Genomic DNA, 21,812 nt, shown 5'->3' on the forward strand with positions numbered 1-21,812 from the left:
TGATACACAGGTAATGGTCCTCTCGGACGTTTTGCTCGCCCCTCTGGGACTGGCAGCCCTCCTCTTGACTGTGCCGATAGTGGTGCTGTATCTCATCCGACCCGACCCACAGGAGGTCACACTGCCGACGTTCCAGTTTCTCGTCGCCGGAGAACGCCAGCAGTCGGCGACGCCGTTTCTCGAACGGATATCGCGGAGCCTCCTCCTGCTGTTGCAGGTGCTTGTCGTGCTGGTGCTCGCGGTCGGGCTGGCGACGCCGTATATCACTGTCTCCGAGCGCGCGACGGTCGAGGAGACGGTCATCGTCGTGGACACGAGCGCGTCCATGGGGACCGACGCGGACGGGCAGACACGCTTCCAGCGGGCCGTCGCAACCGCCCGTGAGGAGGTGACGGGGACGACGTCCGTCGTCACCACGACCAACGGTGGCGAGGTGGTGCTCCAGCGTGGCACGCCGACAGCGGCCCAGGGGGCGCTGGACGGGCTGGGCCCGACGGACGCGCCGGGGGAGCTCGGCGGCGCTATCTCGCAGGCGGCCTCGCTCGCCGGCGAGAACGCCAGGGTCGTCGTCCTGAGCGACTTCGCGGGCGAGGAGTGGACCACTGCGGTTACGACGGCGCGGGGACGGGACCTCTCCGTCGACCTCCGGCAGTTCAACGGCGGCGGCGACGCGAACGTCGGGTTCATCGACCGCCGGTTCTCCGGCTCGGAGGTGACGCTGTCGGTGAAAAACTACGGCGACTCGACCGTCACCCGGACCGTCCGGCTCGGCAACACGCAACAAGAGCTCCAGCTCGGCCCCGACGACGTGGGGTCAGTGAGGCTCCCGGTTCCAGCCGGCGGAAGCGAGGCCCGGCTCAGCCCGGGCGACAGTTTCGCGACCGACGACAGCGTCTACGTCGCCGCGCCGGCGGACGCGGCTGTCGACGTACTGGTGCTGACAAACGACCGGAACCGGTATCTGACCACCGCCCTGTCGGTCGTCGACCGGGTGAACGTGACGGTCAGGCAGCCGCCGACGACGATTCAGGACGACTACGACGTCATCCTGTACAGCAACGTCGACCCGAGTTCGCTGCTGCCCGGCAACGTCGAAAGCGGGCGCGAACTGGTCGAAGACGGTGGCGGCGTGGCGGTGCTGGCACAGGACAACCTCCCACAGCGGTACCGGGACCTTCTCCTCATCGAACCCGGCGAGACCCGGGCGGGCGCGACAGTGGGCCAGACAGCCCAGACACAGCTCACCCGCGGCATCGACTTCCAGGCTCCGGACGAGTACATTTCCGGGTCGCTGCGCTCCGGGTCGGCCCAGGTGCAACTGGCCGACGGGACGCCGCTCATCGCGACCGAGGAGCGAACCGGCGGGCGAATCATGTACTACGGCTACATCGAGGACCGGTCCAGCTTCAAGTTCAACTACCAGTACCCGGTGTTCTGGAAGCGGGCGGTGTACTACCTCGCGGACAGGGAACAGCTCCCGGCCCTGAACCACGAGACCGGCGAGACAGTCCGGTTCGGCAACACCACTGTCGAGGGGCCGGCCGGCTCCGTCTCCGGAACCAGGGTCCCGCTCCAGCGGGCCGGCTTCTATCGGAGCGAGAGCCGGCAGGTGAGCGCGTCGCTGCTGGACGAGAGCGAGTCAAACACCGACGTCGGAGCGCTCGGTCAGCGCTCCGGGACGGCCGGGAACCTGACCCGGACCGAACAGCGGTCAGTGCCACAGCCGCTGACCGAGTACTTCGCGCTGGGCGGGCTGGTGCTCGCACTGGCCGAAGTCGGCTACCTGCGCCGGCGGGGTGACCTCTGATGGCGGTCTCCTACACCCTCGCGGAGGGACTCACCGTGGGCGTCGAGCACCTCTGGCCGCTGGTCGCCCTGCCGGTTGCCGTCGGGATTCTCGCGTATCTCATCCGGCGGGGCGACGGCGGGCCGCGGTCGGCTTCGAACCGGAGCCGTCGGCTCCTGCTTGCCAGCCGCGTGCTCATCGTCTGCCTGCTCGTGCTGGGCGCGATGGAACCGTACACCGTCCAGACCCGCGAGACGCCGGGCGAACCGGGGGTGACACTGCTGACGGACGACTCTGCGAGCATGGGGGTCTATCCGAACACGACCGACGAGCTGGTACGGGACATCGAAGACGAGGGCGTCCCGGTGACGCGAGCGACAATCGGCAGCGGGTCGAACTCGCGGCTCGGCGACGGCGTGGCGGCGAACCTCCAGGAGAACGGGACGGTCGTCGTCGTCTCCGACGGCCGCGTCACGGCGGGGCGGAGCCTGGCGACGGCCGCCGAGGATGCCGCCGCGCTCAACGCCACCGTCCACAGCGTCTCCCCGCAGTCGCCACGCACCGAGCGAGCCGTGGCGATCACGGGGCCGTCGACGGTGAGTCGGGGCGTCCAGTCGCAGTACACCGTCTCGATGGAGGGAGTGAGCGTCCTCGAGCCCGTGCCCGTCGAGGTGACCATCGACGGCGAGACGGTCACCGAGGGCGAGCTCCTGCCGGACGGCACGCTCACCGTCGACCACACGTTCGAGGAGCTCGGGGCCCATCGCGTGACCGCGACGCTGTCCGGCGACGACGAGTACGCGCGAAACGACGTGTTCTACAAGAGCGTCCGCGTCGTCGAACAGCCCGACGTGCTGTACGTCTCACAGGGCGAGTACCCGCTCCGGAACTACCTCGACTCGCTGTACAACGTCACGACGGCCTCGTCGGTCCCGGCGGACCTCGACGACTACGCCGCCGTCGTCATGCAGGACACGCCGGCAGGCAGTATCGGGAACGCCACCGCCTTGCAGGACTTCGTCATCAACGGCGGCGGGCTGGTCGTCGCGGGCGGGGACAACGCCTACGAGAACGGGGGCTATGAGACGTCGCCGGTGGCCTCGATGCTCCCGGTCCGGGTGGGGAACGCGACCGGCGGCGAGTCAAACATCGTCATCCTCGTCGACGTCTCCGGTAGCGCCGAGGGCGGCCTCTCGATACAGAAAGCCGTCGCGCTGGACGTGCTCGACCAGCTCGGCGACGAGAACCAGGTCGGCGTCGTCGCGTTCGATTACAGGGCGTTTCGCGTCTCGGAGCTGCAACCGCTCGGTCGGAACCGAGCGGAAACAGAAGACAGAATCCGACGGCTCGAAACCGGCGGCGCGACGGACATCGCCGTCGGACTCCAGGGCGCCGACGAACTGCTTGGCGACCGCGAGGGGACGATAATCCTCCTCAGTGACGGCCAGGACCGGCTCGGCCCGCCAGCGGCCGTCGCCAACCAGCTCGGCCGCGAAGGGACACGCGTCGTCTCAGTCGGCGTCGGCAAGCGGATCGGCGTCGCGACGATGCGCCAGATCGCAAGCGAGTCCGGCGGCTCGTACTTCGCGGCCGACGAGACCGAGCGGCTGCGGCTCCTCTTTGGCGGCTCCTCGCGGCGCTACCAGGGGGAGAATCTCACCATCGTCACGGAAGACACGTTCATCACCGCCGGCGTCGAGCTGACGGCCAACCCCGGGCAGGCGAACAACGTCCAGGTCAAGCCCGGTGCCGACTACCAGGTCGCCACTGCGGACGGGAAGCCGGCCATCGCCTCCTGGCGGTTCGGGCTGGGACGGGTGGTCTCTCTTACCGCCTACGATTCGGACAACACGATGGGCGGCCTGCTCGACCGGCCGGACTCGCTGGTCGTCACGAAATCGGTGAACTACGCCGTCGGAGACCCGATGCGCACCCAGACCGGCGTCACGGCGGTCGGCGATGCCAGGGTGGGGAGTCCGACGATGCTGACCTACCAGGGCGATAGCCGCCCGGAGGCGACGGACATCTCCTTCCGCCAGGTCGGCGACGGCCGGTACCGCGGTGAGTTCACGCCCCGTGAGGCCGGGTACCAGACCGCACTCGACACCGAGTACGCGGCGAACTACCCCGTCGAGTACAGCGCGTTCGGCCCGAGTGACAGCCTCGATGCGCTCGTCGAAGCGACGGGCGGGCAGACTTTCAGTCCGAGCCAGGGCGAGCAGATAGCCAGACAGGCACGCCAGAAGTCCACCCGCGTCCGCACCGTTCGGGACACCTGGGACTGGGTCGCCCTCCTTGGCGCGCTCCTGCTTTTCACCGGCGAGGTGGTCGCCCGCCGTGTTCAAGTGTACCGCGGCCGCACCTCCCTGGAGAGTGGTCTCCCGTGAGCGCAATCGGCCGGCGTATCAACCTCGGACTCGTGGTGCTCGTCGTCCTCTCGATTGTCGGAGCCGCCGGCACGACGATGCTGTACCAGGAATCCGCGAGCGAGCTCCGCTCGGAGAACGAGGACCTCCGACAGCGAAACGCCGAGCTCCGTCAGGACCTCACCGAGACCCGGAGTAATCTCGAATCCACGCAGACTCGAGTCGACGAACTCGAAGAGCGGGTGGAGACGCGGTCGAGAGACGTCAACCAGGTCGCGACCAACCTGAACCAGACGGAGGCGCAACTGAACGCCACGGAGAGCCAGTTGGCAGAGACACGGCAGTCGCTCCGCGACAGTCGGAACAGAGCCGAGGAGTTGGAGGGGACAGTCGACGACCTCCGGGACGAGCGCAATGAGCTTCAGAACGAAGTCGACGACCTCGAATCGACAATCGGCGACCTGGAGAGCGAAAACGAGGAGCTAGAGGACGAGCGCGCCGAGCTGGAAGACCAGGTGTCAGACCTGCAAGACGATATCGACAGGCTGGAATCACGGATCTCCTCTCTCGAAAGCGACATCGAGGACCTCGAAGACGAGAACGAGGAGCTGAGAGACGATATCGAGACTATCTGTAACCGGATGGACACACCGGACCCGACCTGTGGGGACTACTGATGGACGGACCAGACACAGACAACGGCGAACCCGACGACGAGGACCGCTCCCGGAACGAACGGGCCCAGGCACGCGAGCGGATGGCCGCCGCCATCGCCGAGGTCAGGCGCGAGGGCAAGAAGGCGGCGTTCGTCTATGCCGTGGTGGACGCAGTGCTGATTTTTCTCCTGATGAACCTCCTGCTGACTGTTCTCTCACCGGCCGAACTCCCGACGCAAGTGTCGGTTCCCGCGGCGGTGACAGAGCCCGTCGGCGCGGCCGTCGGCCGCTCGATACCTGCGCTGTCCTTCCCCACAGGTGCAGTCGTCGGCATCGTCGTCGGGCTACTCTGGTTCCTCGGCGAGTATCTGTACCGGGTCCGCCAGCCGCTCGTCGAGCAGTTCGAGGCGGCGAACGCGAACGTCACCGACGCGCTCCGGACGGCGCGGGACGCGGTCGCGGACGGCGCCGAGACGCGGATGGCGGCCCGGCTCTACGAGGACGTTCTCGAGGGCCTGAAACAGAGTTCGAGCGTCGCACTCGTCGACAGCCGGCGGCTGCTCGGGACGCTGGTCCTCGTCATCCTGCTGAGCCTGGCGACGGTGCAGGTGGCCGTCGTGGACATCGGCCTGCTCGACCGCGACCCGGTGGAGACGGAGTCGCCGGACGACCGGCCCAGCAGGTACCAGGGGCTCGAAGACGGCGACGCGATACTCGGTGACAGCGAGGACGTGCAGGCCGGCGACGAGAATCTCACCGCCGAAATCGATTCGACGGGCGGCGACGAGGAGATCGACCGGAGCCAGTCGTTCCCGTCGTCGCCGGACACCGGGGAGCCGGGGAGCGCCAGCGGGACAGTCGACAGCCAGCAGGCCGGGTTCGCCGGCCAGGAGGAAGTCGAGGACGCGGACCTCATCCGCGAGTACAATCTCAGGATCCGAGAGCAAGACGCAGACGACGAGGACACCGACCCATGAGCCCAGAGCAAGACATCGACGCGCTACAGCAGAAGATCGCGAACGCACGTGAACAGATCGCCACGCGGATCGTCGGCCAGGAGGAGGTACTGGAGCAGCTGCTCATCTGTATCCTGGCCGACGGCAACGCCCTGCTCGAATCGAACCCGGGGCTGGGGAAGACAACGATGGTCCGGACAGTCGCGGAGGTGACTGACCTCCAGTTCTCCCGCATCCAGAACACCCCCGACCTGATGCCGTCCGACATCACGGGGACCGAGATCATCCGCGAGACCGACAGCGGCCGGGAGTTCGTCTTCGAGAAGGGGCCGGTGTTCGCAAACGTCGTGCTGGCCGACGAGATCAACCGCGCGACGCCGAAGACACAGGCCGCCCTGCTGGAAGCGATGCAGGAGAAACAGGTGACCGCCGCGGGTGAGACCTACAAGCTGCCACGCCCCTTCTTCATTCTGGCGACACAGAACCCCATCGACCAGTCGGGGACCTACGCGCTCCCGGAGGCCCAGACAGACCGCTTCATGCTGAAGCTGCTGGTCGACTACCCCGACTACGACGAGGAGCGGACCATCGTCGACATGTACACCGCCGGCGCGGAGCAGGTCCCCGTCAAGCGCTCCCTGACCCGCTCGGAGATCCAGGAGATACAGCAGCTGGTCCGCGAGATGCCCATCGCCGACGACCTGCGGGACCGCGCGGTCCAGCTCGTCCGCCGGACCCGCGAGGCCGACGACATCGAGTTCGGGGCCAGCCCGCGAGCGAGCATGGCGCTGGTCCAGACGGCGAAGGCGCGGGCGTTCCTCCATGGCCGCTCGCACGTCACGGGCGAGGACATCGACGCGCTCGCCGCTCCTGTCCTCCGTCACCGGATTATCGTTGACTTCCGGGCCGAGCGGGCGGGCCGGACGGCGGACGACCTCATCGCGGCCCTGATGGAATGAGCCAGCCAGTGACCGCGGTCCGGCGGGCAGGCCCGTGGGAGGGACAGCCGTGACCATCGAACCGGACTTCCTGGACGAGCTCGGCCGGTTCACCGCCGCCTTGAACCGCCAGACGACGTCGATTCGACAGGGCGACCAGCAGTCCCCGCGGGTCGGCGAGGGCCTCACGTTCAGCGACTACCGTCGCTACTCGCCGGGGGACGACACGCGGCGTATCGACTGGAAGCTGTTCGCCCGCACAGAGGAGTACTTCATCAAGCAGTACGAGGAAGAGCGGAGCCTGACCGTCCACCTGCTCGTCGACACGAGCGGGTCGATGGACTACGGCGAGGGGGCGAGCCACAAGTTCGAGTACGCCGCCAAGCTCGGGCTCGGCTTCGCCTATCTCACCGCGGAGGAGAACAACGACTTCCAGTTCTGTACCTTCCGTGACCGGGTCGAGCGCATCGACACCGGCCAGTCGAACCGCGGCGAGCTTCTCTCGCTCATCGACCAGTTGAACGAGGTGGCACCCGAGGGACAGGCGGACTTCGAATCGGCGCTCGAGAGCTACGCCGACCGCATCCGCTCGCGGTCGCTCGTCGTCGTGTTCAGCGACTGCCTGGCCGAGCCGGAGCACCTCGAATCGGGCATCGCCGCGCTCACGCGCAACGACGCCGACGTGTTGCTGGTCCGCGTAGTCGCGCCGTCGGAACGGGACCCCGGCGTCGTCGGCGACGTGCTGTTTGCCGACCCCGAAAGCGACGAGAAACGCCGGTCGTATTTCAGCGGGTCGCTGGCCGAGACGTACCAGTCGCGGCTCGACGCCCACATCGATTCGGTTTCGAATCGCGTCACGGCACTGGGTGCAGACCACGTGCTCGTCGATACCGGTGAAGACTACTTCGACTCGTTTGCGAGCATCTGGCTGCAGTAGGTCACACCGGTCCGTGCGAACAGAAAGGATTTATCAACGAGCGCGGAACCACCGACGAGCCACAGTATGCGTCTGCCCTCCCATCGTCGCGTCCGGGTCGCCGGGTTCGTCGTCGCGGCACTGTTGCTCGTACTCGCCGCCTACCCCGGCACGTTCGGTGCGCCCTACGTGACCGCCAGTGACGGCCCGCAGTACGCCCACACGATAGTGCCAGCTGACTCGCCGTTGTACGACGAGTACACTTCGGGGTACGACCACGAGGTCTACCAGTACGAGGAGCTGTCCCCGGTTGCACGAGAGCTGTTCGACCGAACACGCGCCGCTGAGCCCCGTGAACAGTACAACGGTGAGCGTCGGTACATCCCAGAGGTGTGCCGGGATTTCATGCTCGTCTGTGACACGTATTACGAGGACGACCTCCCCGAGGAGTTCACCTACGGGACCGAACTGGACTACGAGGAGGCGTTCGTGTTCGTCGAGGACGGGTCGGACCGATACCTTCTTCGGACAGGCTGGACCGGCCAGGGCGGGCTGTTCGCGTTCCCGGTCCGTGTTGTCCTGTCGTGGTTGACGCTGGTACCGCTCGCCGGGTTCATCGGGCTCCTCGCTGCGAAGTCGGCCGACACCGGGCTGCTTACCGGCGCTGTCGGCGGCGGGATACTGGTCGCTGTCGGCAGCCTGCTCAGCCCCTACGTCGAAATGATGGGGGTAGCTTCGGGACTTGCTATCGGGTTAGTGTGCCTGGTGGTCGTCTGGCTCAGTATCACCGTGACCGGTGGCCGTGCCCTCTATCAGCGTGTAACAAACAGGCGGTGAAGCGGTTTCGCGAGCGAGCCGCCGGCAATCACAAGCACAGCAGTCACAGCATCTACTCTGCGAGGATGTGCGCCGGCAGGTCGTCGCGGATGATCGTATCGCAGTACTCACAGCGGACGCCGTCGTCGCCGACGGCAAAGCGCGAATCCACGGGTTCGTTCTCGGTGGTGATGCAGTTGTGGTTCGGGCATTCGAGGACGCCCTCGACGACCGACGGGCGCTCGACGCGGCGCTTCTCGACGACCTCGTAGTCGCGGATGATGTTTATCGTCGCCGCGGGGGCGATGAGCGAGAGCACGTCGACCTCGTTCTGGGAGAGCTCGCGGCCCTCGACTTTGACCACGTCCTTGTGGCCCAGGCGGTCCGAGGGCATGTTCATGGCGACGGAGACGGAGTCGCCGCTGGTCCCGTCGATGCCGAGAATCGCCAGGACGTTCAGGGCCTGTCCGCCCGCGATATGGTCGATGACGGTGCCGTTGCGGATCTTCGAGACGCGGAGTTGCTGGTCGTCGTCGCTCATTGGTCGCCTCCGAGCATCAGGTCGAGCAGGGCCATCCGCACCGGGACGCCGTTGTGGGCCTGCTGGAAGTACTGCGCGTGGGTGGTCTCGTCGACGTCGTGGGCGATCTCGTCGACGCGCGGGAGCGGGTGCATCACGGTCATGTCGTCCTTGGCCGCCTCCAGCGTAGCGGCGTCGATCTGGTACTGGCCGGCGACTTCGCGGTACTCGCTCTCGTCGGGGAACCGCTCGGCCTGGATGCGTGTCACGTAGAGCACGTCCAGTTCCGGGAGAATCTCGTCGAGTTCGGTGTGCTCGCGGATGCCCGCGCCGGCCTCGTGGAGGTCGTAGCGGACCGAGCGCGGGAGCTGAAGCGATTCGGGGCTGATGAAGTGCTGCCTGGCGTCGACGGTCGTGAGCGCGTGGGCCAGCGAGTGGACCGTCCGTCCGTACTTCAGGTCGCCCATGATGCCGATAGTCAGGTCCTCGAAGCCCGCGTTCTCACGGATGGTGTAGAGGTCGAGCAGCGTCTGTGTCGGGTGCTGGCCGGCCCCGTCGCCGGCGTTGACGAGCGGCACGTCGACGAACTCGCTCGCCATCTTCGCGGACCCCTCCATCGGGTGTCGGAGAACGAGCGCGTCGGTGTAGCCCTCGACGACGCGGACGGTGTCGGCCAGCGACTCGCCTTTCTTCACGCTGGAGGACTCGACGGAGCCCATGTCGACGATGTCGCCGCCGAGGCGCTTCATCGCCGTGGTGAAGCTCATCTTCGTCCGGGTGCTCGGCTCGAAAAAGAGCATGCCGAGCAAGGTGTCGCTGTGCCGGTCCGCGAACGCCCCCGGGTCAGCCGCGATGTCGGCCGCGTGGTCGAGCACCGTCTCGATGTCGCCCCGCGAGAGTTGTTTCGCGCTGATGATGTGGTCGTGCCGCATTTCACTCGATACCGCGCTCCGGACGGTCTTGAATCCCCCGACACGGGAACACGACTGTCGTCCTCAGCGTCACGTTCGGTTCGAAGCGTACGGGCTCAGAGGTTCGAAACCAGCGTCACGAATCCCGCAGCGGCGGAAACAGCCACAGGACAGGACGCCCTGTCAGGGGTTGCTCTGCCAGACGTCGACGCGCGGTTCGGTGTATGCCTTGCCGACGATGTCGGGGACGCCGTCGCCGTCGAGGTCGACGACCTTCGCCTCGTGGGTGGGGATGCCGGTACCCAGCTGCTTCCGCTCGAAGTTCCCCGCCCCGTCGTTGTGGAACACGAACTGTCGCGGTTCGTGTCCCGCCTCGAGCCCCATCTCCGCGACGAAGATGTCGGGGTTACCGTCGCCGTCGAAGTCGGCCACGTCGAGGCTGTGCGGGTTCGAGAGGTCGTCGTGCAGCAGGGTCAGGTCCCACTCGGGCGGGTCGAACACGCCCAGCCTGGCCGGCCGGTCGTCGAGGTACGGCTCGTCGCCCTCGACCAGGATGACCTCCGGGTCACCGTCGCCGTCGACGTCCTCGATGGCGATGCGAGTACATTTCCAGTCCTCGGCGATGGGCTCCCGGTCCCACCCGTCGGCCGTCCGGTGGAAGACGTTGGGGCCGGCGACGATCTCGACCTCGCCGTCGCCGTCGACGTCCTCCACAGCGACGCCCTCGACGTCGAGGTCCTCGGCGACGATGTGGCGGTTCGCCACCGGCCACGGCTCCCGTCTCGGGTCCTCAGGAATATCGTAGTAGAACACGGTTCGGGACTCCTGAGACAGCCCGACGACCTCGTTTTCCCCGTCGCCGTCCACGTCCGCCACGGCGGTGTCGTGGTACTTCTCGAAGTCGTCGGTGATGAGCCGGCGCGTCCACTGCTCCCGCGGGTCGTCCGGGATCTCGAACCACCACAGTTTGTGCTGGTGAATGTTCTGGCCGGCGACCATGTCCGGGCGGCCGTTCCCCGTTATGTCACCGAGCGAGCCCCCGACGGAGAGTTCCGGTGCGCTGGCAACGTCGTGGCGTTCCCAGCCCGGGTTCTCGTACCAGAACACGTTCGTCTGTAGCCAGCGAGCAACCGGCCCCATACCGAACACGGAGAGCAAGTCGACCGACTTGTCGACGAACGGGAGATGGACCTCGTGTTCGTCGCCGAGCGCGCCGACGATGACGTCCGGCCGACCGTTCCCCGTGAGGTCGGTCGTGAGACAGAAGCTCATCGTGCTCGCCGGCGGCGACCCCTCGATGCGCTCGTGGTGTAGATTCATGTCCCAGCCCTTCGGGTGCATCGATATTGTTAATGCCGGGCTAACACCGGTCACGAACTCGTGGCAGGAACCCGTGTTGGACTCCGCGACGGCCGGCTCCCGTCGAGAAGCCGCTCCAGCGTGGCGACCCCGTGATCGACCTTCGCTGCCGGGTCACTGTCGACCTCGTTCTCGTATATCACCCAGTCGACGCCGGCGTCGGTTGCGGCGTCCAGAACCGCGTCCATATCTACGAGCCCCTCCCCGTGCGGGACGTCCTCGTAGCCACGGAACGGTCCCGCGGAGTCCACATCGCGGAGATGTACCATATCGATACGGTCACCACAGAGCGAGAAGAGCGCGGTCGGGTCGTAGCCGGCCTCGCGGATTTCCGCCACCTCCGGTTCGAACGTGACCGCCGCCGGAGCGGTCCGGGCGATGAGGTTCCACATCGGAGTCTCGCTCGGCACCGTCGTCGGCTCGGTCGCCCGAAGTCCGGTCAACAGCCGGTGTGTGTACCGCTCGGCAGCTTCGGGTAACGGCGCCTCCTCGATGATTTTGCCAGCCCATTCCGGGAGGAAGGGGCGAAACGCCCGGCGGCCGGTGTGATAGCCGAGTTGCATGTCCCAGTCTTCGAGGCCGGCCGCCGCGTCGCGGAACCGACGGGAGAGCGAGCGGATATCGCAGCGGGTTCGAAGCTCAGAGGCCGGGAGATGTGGAACGACGACCGTGTCACACCCCACCGTTCGACAGCGGACAAGCAGGTCCGATTCGCCGTTCAGCGCAGCCTCGATTTCAGTGAGGTCCGCGTGGACGGCGACCGGTTCGAGGGCGGTGTCATCGAGTGCCGCCGCGACAGCGTCGGGCGCTGCATCGTGGAACCGGTGGGCGAATTCGACGCCATCGTAGCCAGCAGCGCCAACGCGGCGGACGATTTCGGGGAGCGACTCCGGTAGGGTATGGATACTATACAGTTGGAGAGCTTTGTTGGGTCCACTACCCATATTTCCCAGTGTTGTTGTGATTATTATAATTACACGCGAGCTATCCGATCATAGTCGGAGTATAATCGAACGGCACGGCCATCGGACCGTTTGCCGCCGGAATCCTGCTGCAGGCAGTGGAGCGTAGCTCGCATCGCATTACAAGGAGAACAGCCAACCTCGACAGGTCGGTTCTTCTTGCCCGGTTTCGATGGTCACTGTCCCACGACTCCCGGCACAAGGATTCAAAACCGATAGCCAGACAACCCACAGTATGCTCGCAATCGCTGGCGGCAAGGGTGGCTGCGGGAAGACGACGGTGGCCCTCGGGGTCGGAGAGGCACTGGGGGCGACGCCCGGTCGGTCGCTGGTCGTCGACACCGACCGCGACATGCCGAATCTCCATCGCCGCGCTGGCGTCGACCCGGCGCCCGGACTCGCCGACGTCACGGCCACGACCGAGCCGGCCACGGTCGCCCAGCGCGCCACGACAGTCGAGACCGTCGACGTACTCCCCTGTCAGAATGCATCTAAAGGCGCTGTCGGCAACGCCATTGATAGGCTGGCCCAGTGTGATCGCCCCGTGGTACTCGACTGTCCTGCCGGCGCTGGCCCGGATGCCGCCCGGCCGCTGCGGGTGGCTGACAGGACAGTGCTCGTGAGTGCGCCGACCTGCCAGAGCCTCACCGACACGGCCAAAACCGCCGCGATGGCCCGTGCGCTCGACGCGCCACCCGCCCTCACTGTACTCGTCGGCAGTGACGGGTCGGTAGACCCGTCTGACCTGCTGTCCTGTCCGGTAACGGTCCACGTTCCGTCGGTGTCCGAGCCGCTGAACTCGGCCCGGGCAACGGCCAAGTACGCCGAGATAGCGAACAATCTCACCAAGCGGAATACTTAATCTCGTGGCTAAATAACTTCTCAGTGGTATGGCCAACCGGTTGCGAACGGGCATCGACGTCCTCGACAGAAAGCTCGACGGTGGCATCCCCGCCGGGAGCATCGTCGTGCTCTCTGCACAGCCGGCTAGCCAGGCGGAGCTGTTCCTCTACGAACTCACCGCCACGCGCGGGACCCTGTGGCTCTCGCTGGACCGGACCGCCGAGTCGGTCGTCGCGAGCATCGAGCAGACGCCGGCCAACACAGGGGACCCGACGGTGCGACACATCTCCGGCGAAGCACCGCTCGACAACGCCGGCAAGCTCGTCTCGGCGCTCCCGGAGACCTCGAACCTCATCGTCGACCCACTCGACGTGCTGGAAGCCCAGGAGCCACACTCGCGTTTTCGCGCGTTCATGAACGACCTGCAGAACCACATCGTCAACACCGGGAGCCTCGCTATCGTCCACTGTCTGGACGGCCGTGAGGTGCCGCCGCTTCGGGACACGACCGAGCACTTCGCGGACGTGGTGTTCCAGCTCGACACCACGACGAACGGCGACGAGGTGGAGAACCGCCTCGCGATTCCGAAATTCCGCGGCGGTCGCGCCCCCACCGACATCATCAAGCTCAACCTCGTCGAAGAGGTCAGTATCGACACCAGCCGCGACATCGCCTGATACGGATTTTATTCGCGGCCGGGCTGGGGCTCTCGGTCCGTCGAGCCAAACTCCGTTCCCACGAGTATCAACAGGAACAGTCCGAGACCGACGCCGACGCCCGCGGCCAGTCCGAGTCCGGTGCGTCCGGTCAGCACGAACGTGCCGACGCCGAACGCGATTCCGGGCGGGAGCGCGAGCAGTGATGGATACACCAGCGACACTCGCATGGGTAGTGATGACGTGTCGTGCGTATAACCGTTGCTCCCGTATAGGGCCTCAAAAAGTGGCAGCCGCTATCGCTCGGTGCCACAGAACAGCTCGACGCGCTCGCGAGGCAGTTACTCTTCGGCGCCTTCGATCTCCTCGACGATCTCCTCGGCGTCCACGTCGGCGTCTTCCAGCGCCTCTTCGATGTCGGCGCCGCCGGCACCGCCCATGCCGCCCATCATGCCGGGCATGCCCATGCCGCCGCCGCCGATCTCCTCCTGTACGATGATGCGGTCGATGTCGAGCAGCTGGGTGAGCTGCTGGGCGATCTGCTGTTTGCCCATCATCCACTGCTGGTTCATCGTCAGCTGCGGCGTCGCCTCGATGTAGAGCGTCTCCTTCTCGACTTCGACGGTTTCGTACTCGGGCTCGGACTCCTCGTCTTCCTCTTCGTCGTCTTCGCTCTCGACGAGTTGCTCTTCTTCGACGGTGTCGGTCTCGAACCACACGTCGAGCTCCATGTCGAGCATCATCTGGATGATGCCCTGTGCCTTCTCCTCGCGGTCCGTGACCTCTTCGAGGATTTCGTAGTCGTACTCGACGTCCTCGCCGGCCAGCGGGTGGTTGAAGTCCACTCGCGCGCGGCCGCCGATGATGGTCTCGACGTGGCCGTGCTCGCCCTCGATGTCGACGTGTGCGCCGGGGTAGCGGTCGTCCTCGGGAATCTTGTCTTTCGAAACTGTCCGGACCTCTTCCTCGTCGTACTCGCCGAAGGCGTCGGCGGCGGCGACGGTTACGGTCCCCTCGTCGCCGACCTCCTTCCCGTAGACGTCCTGCTCGACGTCCGGGAAGATGTGGTTCTCGCCCAGCACGATGGTGCGCGGGCCGAACTCCTGCTGTTCGGTGTCGATACCGTCGTCTTCGGCGACTTCCTCGTCAGTCGTGTCGACGAGCTGTCCGCCGTCGACGGTGCGTGCGGTGTAGGCGAGCTTGACGACGTCGCCCTTCTGTAGTCCCTCCGCGTGCTCTTCTTCGTCTGCGGTTTCCGCATCGGCTTCAGTCTCAGACTCGTTGCTCATACCCTGTTCGTCAGTCGTGGCACTCTTAAGGACAACGTTTCCCGGTCAGCAGCGGTCGAGTAACTCCGGACGTGGCCGATTAGCACTCGCGTTCGGCCAGCAACCGGGCGAACTTCTCGCGGTCGATGTTCCGCCCCGAAACGGGGAGGACAACCGTCTCGCCCCGTAGCTCGTCGCCGGCCTGTATCGCTGCGGCGACAGCCGTCGCGCAGGCCCCCTCCATAACGATGCGGTCCGTCTCGAACAGGCGGGCCACGGCGTCAGCGATGGCGTCTTCGGATACGAGCCGGAAATCGGCGAGCCCATCCTGCAGTATTCCGGTCGGGAGTGCGAACGGCACCCGGGTTGCGACGCCCTCGGCGATCGTGTCGACGCTGTCGAGGGCGTCCAGTGTCTCCTCGTGCCAGGCGCGGTACACCGCGGGCGCGCCCGCGGCCTGCACGCCGACGACAGCGGCGTCGGTCATCGCCCCCAGCGTGATACAGTACCCAGCCGCGCCGGTACCGCCGCCGACGGGACAGAACACGCGGTCGACGTCGGGGCGCTCGTCGAGGATTTCAAGCCCCGCCGTGCCGACGCCAGCGAGCAACTCCGGTTCGTTGCCCGAGTGGACGTAGCGCGCCTCGCGCTGGGTCGCCAGGTCCTCGATGTGCTCGCGGGCCTCGTCGTAGTCCTCGCCGTGGAGGATGACCTCCGCGCCGAGTTGCTCCAGCGCGTCGACCTTTCCGGCGTTTGCTTCCTCCGGGACACCGATAGTGACGGGGACGTCGAACTCGCGGCCGGCCCAGGCGATAGATTGGCCGTGGTTCCCCGTACTCGCAGCGAGCAGCCCGGCGTCGTGGAACTCCTCGTCGAGGGACGCGACGAGGTTCACGCCGCCACGGACTTTGAACGCGCCGGTCGGGAGGGTGTCCTCACGCTTGAGCAGGACGTCCGCGTCGAGGGCGGCAGAGAGGGCTTCGCTGCGGACCAGCGGCGTCTCTGGGAGGTGCTGTCGGATACGTTGCCGGGCGCGCGCGACCGTGGCAACTGTCGGCGGTGTCAGGTCGTGATACGGAAAGAGGGTCGTCTCGTCCGGGGAGTCGATCGGTTCGTAGCGACCGGCCATACTACTACCCGGGAGAGCAGACACAGTAAATGGCGTGGTCGACGGGAGCGTTTTTCAGCGGCCCGGCCCAGCCACACAGTATGTACGAGGTTGAGGTCAAAGTGCCGGCCGACATCGAGGCCGTCGCGGAGCGACTCGACGAGCTCGGGGCCGAGCAGGTCGATACGGTGATACAGACGGATACGTACTACGACGCCCCTCACCGGGATTTCGCCGAGACCGACGAGGCGTTCCGGGTCCGCCGCGAGACCAGGAAGGGGGAGACGAACGCGAAAGTCACCTACAAGGGGCCGCTCCTCGATTCGGAGTCGAAGAGCCGCGAGGAGTTCGAAACCGGCGTCGAGGACGGCGACGACATCGACGCTATCGTCCGGAACCTCGGTTTCGAGCCGGCAGCGACTGTCCGGAAGAACCGGCGGGTCTACGAGGTCCGAGAGTACGCCGTCACGCTCGACGCCGTCGACGACGTCGGGGAGTACGTCGAAGTCGAGCGAGAGACCGACGGCGATATCGAGCCCGTGCGGGAGGGCGCCTACGAAGTGCTCCGGGACCTCGACCTCGACCCGAACGACCAGCAGCGGACCTCCTATCTCGGCATGCTGCTCGGTGATGCGAGCGAGTAATCATTTCTCCTCTATCTGTTCCCGTAAGTTATAGAACCCGGCCAACCGAAGTCGAGGTAATGACCGAGCGGAACATCCACGTCCAACCCGCGAGCGGGCTCGCCGTCGAAGACCAGGACATCGAAATCGTAGAACGCAAGGGCATCGGCCATCCGGACTCTATCTGTGACGGTGTCGCGGAGACGGTGTCGCGGGCGCTGGCCCAGACGTACATCGACCGGTTCGGCACAGTCCTTCATTACAACACCGACGAGACACAGCTCGTCGCCGGGACAGCCGCACCCGCGTACGGCGGCGGCGAAGTGCTGGAGCCGATCTATATGCTGGTCGTCGGCCGGGCGACGAAAGCGTTCGACGGCGAGCGCATCCCCGCCGAGAGCATCGCCCTCCGGGCCGCACGTGACTACCTCGACGAGCAGTTCCCCCACCTCGATCTCGGCTCCGACGTCATCGTCGACGTTCAGTTCGGCGAGGGGTCGGGCGACCTCCAGACCGTGTTCGGCGAGGAGGCGACGGTCCCGATGGCAAACGACACCAGCTACGGCGTCGGGCACGCCCCCCTGACCGAAACCGAACAGATCGTCCTGCACACCGAGCAGGAACTGACCGGCGACTACGCCGCGTCTAACCCGGTCGTCGGCCAGGACGTGAAGGTGATGGGCAAACGCGAGGGCGACCACATCGACGTGACCGTTGCCGTCGCGATGGTCGACGAACACGTCCCGGACCTCGATGCGTACAAGGCCGCCGTCTCGGACGTTCGAGCGTTCGTCACCGACCTCGCACGGGAGTACACCGACCGGGACGTGACGGTCCACGTCAACACGGCCGACGACTACGACGCCGAGTCCATCTACCTCACGACCACCGGGACCAGCGCCGAGCAGGGCGACGACGGCTCCGTCGGGCGCGGCAACCGCGCGAACGGCCTTATCACACCGAACCGCCCGATGAGCATGGAGGCGACGTCCGGGAAGAACCCCGTCAACCACATCGGGAAGATATACAATCTCCTCTCGACTGAGATCGCACAGTCAGTCGCGAGCGAAGTCGACGGTATCCGGCAGGTCCAGATGCGGCTGCTCTCACAGATCGGGTCGCCGATCGACGAACCCCACGTCGCCGACGCGACGGTCGTCACCGAAGACGGTGTCGCGGTCGGCGACGTCGAATCGGAGATCCAGGCCACAATCGACGACGAACTGGCCGACGTTACCGACATCACGCGGCAGGTCATCGAGGGCAACCTCTCGACGTTCTGAGCGGGCGAGGCGACACCCCTTTACTCGCCGGTAGGCAATTCGCGGGTATGCACCCGCCAGACGCCGACAGCGTGCTCGTCCGCCACGGCGAGCTCGGCGTCAAGAGCGACCAGGTCCGACGGAAGATGGAGGGGCAACTGGCGGACAACCTCCGTGCGATGCTCGACACCCGCGACCTGTCGGGAGACATCGAACAGCGCCGGAACCGGCTGTTCGTCCACACCGACCACCCCGAGGGCGTGACCGCGGCCGCGGCCGACACGTTCGGTGTCACCTCCGCATCGGCGGTCACGTCCGTCGACCCGACGCTGTCCGCAATCGAGGACGCACTGGCCGCGACCGCTCGGGAGCAGTACGGCGGCGGCACGTTCGCCGTCGACGCCAGCCGGGCCGGTCTGGCGGACGCCCACCCCTTTTCGAGCACGGACATCGAGGCCGAGGGCGGGACCGCCGTCTGGGAAGCAATCGAGGAGGGCGGCGGCGAGCCCGCTGTCGACCTCGATGACCCCGATTTCGAACTGTTCGTCGAGTGTCGCGCCGACGAGGCGTACGTCTTCTGTGAGAAACGCCCGGGCCCTGGCGGACTCCCGCTCGGGACCCAGCGGCCCGTCGTCGCCCTCGTCAGCGGCGGTATCGACTCGCCCGTCGCCGCCTGGAAGCTGATGAAACGCGGCTCGCCCGTGGTTCCCGTCTACGTCGACCTCGGCGACTACGGCGGCCCCGACCACCGGGCGCGAGCCGTGTCGACTGTCGAAACGCTCGCCTCGTATGCGCCCGGACACGACCTGTCGCTTTCGGTAATCGACGCCGGTGACGTCGTCACCGACCTCTCTCGGGACCTCGGGGCGCTCCGGATGCTCGTCCTCCGCCGGTTCATGCTCGCGGTCGCCGACGCTATCGCGCGCGACCGCGACGCCGTCGGCATCGTCACCGGCGAGGCTATCGGGCAGAAGTCCAGCCAGACGAGCGCGAACATCGCGGTCACGGACGCCGCGACGGCGCTCCCGGTACACCGACCGAACCTCACCGTCGACAAGTCCGAGATAACCAACCACGCGCGGACCATCGGGACCTTCGAGGACTCGACAATCGACACCGGTTGTAACCGCGTCGCGCCGTCACATCCCGAAACCAACGCCTCGCTGGAAGCGGTTCGGGCGGCCGAACCCGACGACCTGTTCGAACGCGCCGAGGCCTGTGCCCGGGACCGGGTCGTCGTCCCCATCGAAAGCTAAATTTCCGGGGCGGGCCAGGGTTGAGCCATGACGCAGGTCTGTCTCGTCGGGAGCGAGGACGTGAATCTCCGGTACGAACTCCTCTCGCGCGAGACCGCGCGGAACGCACTCGCCACCTACGACCTGCGGGAACCGTTCGGGAACACCGTCGCCGTCGACACCGTGAGCCTTGGGGCGGCGGTGGCGCTTCTCAACGACCTGAACTGGTATCTCGTCCGCTTTGCCGACGCCGCGTTCGTCCGTGACCCATCGATCAGTGAGACGGAGTGGCTCTCTCGGGACCTCGCCGCAGCGATCCGGGACGACGACATCGCCCCCGAAGACACCGGACGCTTCCTCAACGTGTACGGTGTCGTCGAGCCAGACACTGCCGACGACGACGCGCCGGAAGCGGCCGCGGAACCCGGTTCTGAGCCCGGGCCTGCCGGCACGACGGAAGCCGACGGCCCACCGGAACTGGTCGAGCCGATGCTCCTGACACGGACTGGAGAGACAATCCCCGAGTACGACCTCCGGGACGTGGACGACACGCTCGTCGTCAGAGTGACCGAATCGGAGTTCGGCGCCTGATTCCGGATTACGACCGCCCAGAACAGACCGTTCTCAGTCGAACATGCCCGTCGACATGTACCGCTCGCCGCTGTCCCAGTAGACTGTAACGACGAGCGGGTCGTCGACGCCGTCCGCGACCAGTTGCTCGGCGACCTCCCGCGCGGCGAGGTTCGACGCGCCCGAAGACTGGCCGACGAGGATGCCCTCCTCGTGGGCGAGGCGACGACACTCGTCTTCCGCGTCCGGAAGTTCGACCGTCAGCACGTCGTCTAGCAGGTCGGTGTCCAGGTTGTCGCTGACGAACCCCGGTCCCATCCCCTGGAAGCTGTCCTCGCCAGTGCCCGGTTCCATCCCGGAAAGGACGGCGTTGTCCGCCGGTTCGACCGCGACGATGTCCATCTCCGGGAACGCCTCGCGAAGTCGACGGCCGGTCCCGGTGAGTGTGCCGCCGGTGCCTACGCCCGCCACCAGCGCGTCGACGGTCCGGTCGCCCACCTGTTCGAGTATCTCCCCGCCCGTCGTCTCGTAGTGTGCCCTCGGGTTCGACGGGTTCTCGAACTGTCGTAACTGGACGTAGTCGTCGCGCTCGCACAGTTCGTCCGCGCGCTCTTTCGCGTCTGAGATGTCGCCCTCGACCAGTTCTATCTCCGCGCCGTAGGCCTTCATTATCTGGCGGCGTTCCGGCGACTTCGAGGACGGCATCACCAGGACCACGTCGTACCCCTTCGTCGCCCCGACCATCGCCATCCCGATGCCGGTGTTGCCACTCGTCGGTTCGACGAGCGTATCGCCCGGTTCGAGCGCGCTGTTTCGCTCGGCATCGTCGATCATGTACTTCGCCGGCCGGTCCTTGGCGGACCCGCCGGGGTTGAACGACTCGACTTTCGCTGCGACCGTTGCGCCCTCCGGTGCACGAACCGAGACCAGCGGGGACCCGATTGTATCGAGAATAGAGTCTTTCATCGCCGCCGGCTACGCGGCCCCGACTTAAACGCCTACTGAAGGTCTCAAACGGTTCGTGGACTCCCGGGACGCGGCGACTTTTTCCGGCGCCGACACCTGCTCACGTGAACATGTTTATGTCGTCGACCGGCAACACCGAGTAGTCGACCGACAGCGTGTCCTTTGTGGCCCGTACTTTGCCGACAAAGGCGGAGATGTCCTCTAGCTGGCCCTCCAGCACGAACAGCTCCATACAGTACCGGTCGCCGACGTGGCTGTGGAAGTTCGACGCGACGATGGACTCGTGGTCGTGGCGGAGATGCATCATCTTCTCCTCGACGGTCGTCGTCTCGTAGTCGAACAGCACTGTGACGATCGCCATCAGTTCGCGGTCCTCCAGTCGCTTGTCCTCGAACTCGCCCATCAGATTCCGGACCGCTTCCCGCACAACTTCGCTCCGGCCGGTGTACCCGTGCTCGTCTGCGAACGTGTCGATTCGCTCCTCCAGTTCGTCCGGCATCGAGATGCTGACTACGCCCATGTATTAACTCGGCGCCGTTAGGGTATTAATATTTCATATCCACCCACACACGCGAGAGCTGCTGCTCGCGTGACTCGTCCGTCGGTAGCTGTCGCTCTGTACAAATAGAGAAAGCCCACCGCAGAGATGACTCTCTGTGGTGGGCTGAGATATGAATGGTGGCGGCGAACCGGATTTCCCAGAGGCTCGCGCACTCCAGTACTCCCCGGAACGCTGGTGGGCTTATCTTCCGTGTTCGGGATGGGTACGGGAGGCAACCCCACCGCTGTGGCCGCCTAACGTCGAGTCGCGGAATCGAACCGCGAGAGTGCCAGTCTCGATTAACGTTCCACCGTGTGTCCGTGCGATCCAGTTTGCGCCTGGACTCGTTCAGCGACGAGTAAATCGTCGGTGAATGAGTCACAGTGCGTATGAATGATGGCTTTGGTCTGTTAGTGCTCGTGGGCTCAACGTCTCGTTACCTCGACGCGCACACCCCGAGTCTATCGACCGCGTCTTATACGCGGGACCTCAGCGGTGTCTCTTTTCCAAGTGGGTTTCGAGCTTAGATGCGTTCAGCTCTTACCCCGTGTGGC

Annotated in this window: 22 protein-coding genes and 2 rRNA genes; 13 read left to right on the forward strand and 11 right to left on the reverse strand. The window is 66.1% G+C overall.

The genetic code is table 11. The features are described 5' to 3' along the window. The first annotated feature begins 13 nt into the window (after window positions 1–13). The 7 genes from KZ498_RS12775 (at window position 14) to KZ498_RS12805 (ending at window position 8,455) form a co-directional block, all read left to right on the forward strand. Complete coding sequence (locus KZ498_RS12775; RefSeq protein WP_312619286.1) at window positions 14–1,807, forward strand: BatA and WFA domain-containing protein; 1,794 nt, start codon at window positions 14–16, stop codon at window positions 1,805–1,807. Beyond that, a complete protein-coding gene (locus KZ498_RS12780; RefSeq protein ID WP_312619287.1) occupies window positions 1,807–4,173 on the forward strand; it encodes a VWA domain-containing protein in 2,367 nt (788 codons plus the stop codon). Before KZ498_RS12775 ends, KZ498_RS12780 begins: the two co-directional genes overlap by 1 nt. Next, the gene (locus KZ498_RS12785; RefSeq protein ID WP_312619288.1) at window positions 4,170–4,829 is read left to right on the forward strand and encodes a chromosome partitioning protein; all 660 of its coding nucleotides are present in this window, start codon (window positions 4,170–4,172) and stop codon (window positions 4,827–4,829) included. The genes KZ498_RS12780 and KZ498_RS12785 overlap by 4 nt, the downstream gene beginning before the upstream one ends. Beyond that, window positions 4,829–5,785 (forward strand): hypothetical protein, encoded by a 957-nt coding sequence (locus KZ498_RS12790; protein WP_312619289.1) that lies wholly within the window; start codon window positions 4,829–4,831, stop codon window positions 5,783–5,785. Before KZ498_RS12785 ends, KZ498_RS12790 begins: the two co-directional genes overlap by 1 nt. Beyond that, entirely contained in the window at window positions 5,782–6,723 is a 942-nt protein-coding gene (locus KZ498_RS12795) for a MoxR family ATPase (RefSeq protein WP_312619290.1), read from the forward strand. Before KZ498_RS12790 ends, KZ498_RS12795 begins: the two co-directional genes overlap by 4 nt. A 49-nt stretch (window positions 6,724–6,772) precedes the next feature. Next, window positions 6,773–7,639: a DUF58 domain-containing protein gene (locus KZ498_RS12800; RefSeq protein ID WP_312619291.1), complete on the forward strand. Its 867-nt coding sequence runs from the start codon at window positions 6,773–6,775 to the stop codon at window positions 7,637–7,639. A gap of 66 nt (window positions 7,640–7,705) precedes the next feature. Next, window positions 7,706–8,455: a hypothetical protein gene (locus KZ498_RS12805; RefSeq protein ID WP_312619293.1), complete on the forward strand. Its 750-nt coding sequence runs from the start codon at window positions 7,706–7,708 to the stop codon at window positions 8,453–8,455. A gap of 52 nt (window positions 8,456–8,507) precedes the next feature. On the opposite strand, the gene pyrI is transcribed toward KZ498_RS12805, so the two are convergent. The 4 genes from pyrI to KZ498_RS12825 form a co-directional block, all read right to left on the reverse strand. Next, window positions 8,508–8,975, reverse strand: coding sequence for an aspartate carbamoyltransferase regulatory subunit (gene pyrI, locus KZ498_RS12810; protein ID WP_312619295.1), 468 nt, complete (start codon window positions 8,973–8,975; stop codon window positions 8,508–8,510). After that, window positions 8,972–9,886, reverse strand: coding sequence for an aspartate carbamoyltransferase (gene pyrB, locus KZ498_RS12815; RefSeq protein WP_312619296.1), 915 nt, complete (start codon window positions 9,884–9,886; stop codon window positions 8,972–8,974). The genes pyrI and pyrB overlap by 4 nt, the downstream gene beginning before the upstream one ends. A gap of 162 nt (window positions 9,887–10,048) precedes the next feature. After that, a complete protein-coding gene (locus tag KZ498_RS12820) occupies window positions 10,049–11,206 on the reverse strand; it encodes an FG-GAP-like repeat-containing protein (RefSeq protein WP_312619297.1) in 1,158 nt (385 codons plus the stop codon). Window positions 11,207–11,235: 29 nt separating this feature from the next. Further along, entirely contained in the window at window positions 11,236–12,168 is a 933-nt protein-coding gene (locus tag KZ498_RS12825; protein ID WP_312619298.1) for a TIM barrel protein, read from the reverse strand. Between the two features lie 253 nt (window positions 12,169–12,421). Between KZ498_RS12825 and KZ498_RS12830 the strand changes: the two genes are divergently transcribed. Both KZ498_RS12830 and KZ498_RS12835 read left to right on the forward strand, forming a co-directional pair. Continuing rightward, window positions 12,422–13,048, forward strand: coding sequence for a CDP-4-dehydro-6-deoxy-D-gulose 4-reductase (locus tag KZ498_RS12830; RefSeq protein ID WP_312619299.1), 627 nt, complete (start codon window positions 12,422–12,424; stop codon window positions 13,046–13,048). Window positions 13,049–13,076: 28 nt separating this feature from the next. Next, entirely contained in the window at window positions 13,077–13,706 is a 630-nt protein-coding gene (locus tag KZ498_RS12835; protein WP_312619300.1) for a transcriptional regulator, read from the forward strand. An 8-nt stretch (window positions 13,707–13,714) separates the two neighbouring features. Here KZ498_RS12835 and KZ498_RS12840 read toward each other — a convergent pair whose 3' ends face one another. The 3 genes from KZ498_RS12840 to KZ498_RS12850 form a co-directional block, all read right to left on the reverse strand. Then, window positions 13,715–13,915: a hypothetical protein gene (locus KZ498_RS12840; protein ID WP_312619301.1), complete on the reverse strand. Its 201-nt coding sequence runs from the start codon at window positions 13,913–13,915 to the stop codon at window positions 13,715–13,717. A 111-nt stretch (window positions 13,916–14,026) separates the two neighbouring features. Then, window positions 14,027–14,974 carry a peptidylprolyl isomerase gene (locus KZ498_RS12845; RefSeq protein ID WP_312619302.1) on the reverse strand — a complete coding sequence of 316 codons (948 nt, stop codon included), beginning with the start codon at window positions 14,972–14,974 and terminating at the stop codon, window positions 14,027–14,029. A 79-nt stretch (window positions 14,975–15,053) separates the two neighbouring features. Further along, complete coding sequence (locus tag KZ498_RS12850) at window positions 15,054–16,082, reverse strand: threonine/serine dehydratase (protein ID WP_312619303.1); 1,029 nt, start codon at window positions 16,080–16,082, stop codon at window positions 15,054–15,056. Between the two features lie 80 nt (window positions 16,083–16,162). On the opposite strand from KZ498_RS12850, the gene cyaB reads away from it, so the two are divergent. From cyaB to KZ498_RS12870, 4 genes are read left to right on the forward strand one after another with little or no spacing between them, the layout of a single operon-like run. Continuing rightward, the gene (cyaB, locus tag KZ498_RS12855) at window positions 16,163–16,705 is read left to right on the forward strand and encodes a class IV adenylate cyclase (protein WP_312619304.1); all 543 of its coding nucleotides are present in this window, start codon (window positions 16,163–16,165) and stop codon (window positions 16,703–16,705) included. A 59-nt stretch (window positions 16,706–16,764) separates the two neighbouring features. After that, window positions 16,765–17,967, forward strand: a complete 1,203-nt coding sequence (locus KZ498_RS12860; protein WP_312619305.1) for a methionine adenosyltransferase — start codon at window positions 16,765–16,767, stop codon at window positions 17,965–17,967. A gap of 47 nt (window positions 17,968–18,014) precedes the next feature. Further along, window positions 18,015–19,202: a tRNA sulfurtransferase gene (locus KZ498_RS12865; protein WP_312619307.1), complete on the forward strand. Its 1,188-nt coding sequence runs from the start codon at window positions 18,015–18,017 to the stop codon at window positions 19,200–19,202. A gap of 27 nt (window positions 19,203–19,229) precedes the next feature. Next, on the forward strand, window positions 19,230–19,772 hold the full coding sequence (locus tag KZ498_RS12870; RefSeq protein WP_312619308.1) for a DUF5804 family protein: 543 nt from the start codon (window positions 19,230–19,232) through the stop codon (window positions 19,770–19,772). Between the two features lie 33 nt (window positions 19,773–19,805). Here KZ498_RS12870 and KZ498_RS12875 read toward each other — a convergent pair whose 3' ends face one another. From KZ498_RS12875 to KZ498_RS12890, 4 genes are all read right to left on the reverse strand, one after another. Further along, complete coding sequence (locus KZ498_RS12875) at window positions 19,806–20,717, reverse strand: PLP-dependent cysteine synthase family protein (protein WP_312619309.1); 912 nt, start codon at window positions 20,715–20,717, stop codon at window positions 19,806–19,808. 100 nt (window positions 20,718–20,817) lie between these two features. Then, complete coding sequence (locus tag KZ498_RS12880) at window positions 20,818–21,237, reverse strand: CopG family ribbon-helix-helix protein (RefSeq protein ID WP_005533933.1); 420 nt, start codon at window positions 21,235–21,237, stop codon at window positions 20,818–20,820. A gap of 156 nt (window positions 21,238–21,393) precedes the next feature. Continuing rightward, window positions 21,394–21,516, reverse strand: a 5S ribosomal RNA gene (gene rrf, locus KZ498_RS12885). Window positions 21,517–21,648: 132 nt separating this feature from the next. Further along, window positions 21,649–21,812, reverse strand: a 23S ribosomal RNA gene (locus tag KZ498_RS12890); the annotation flags it as partial.

The organism is Haloarcula sp. 1CSR25-25 (genome assembly GCF_032027985.1).
GTDB lineage: Archaea > Halobacteriota > Halobacteria > Halobacteriales > Haloarculaceae > Haloarcula.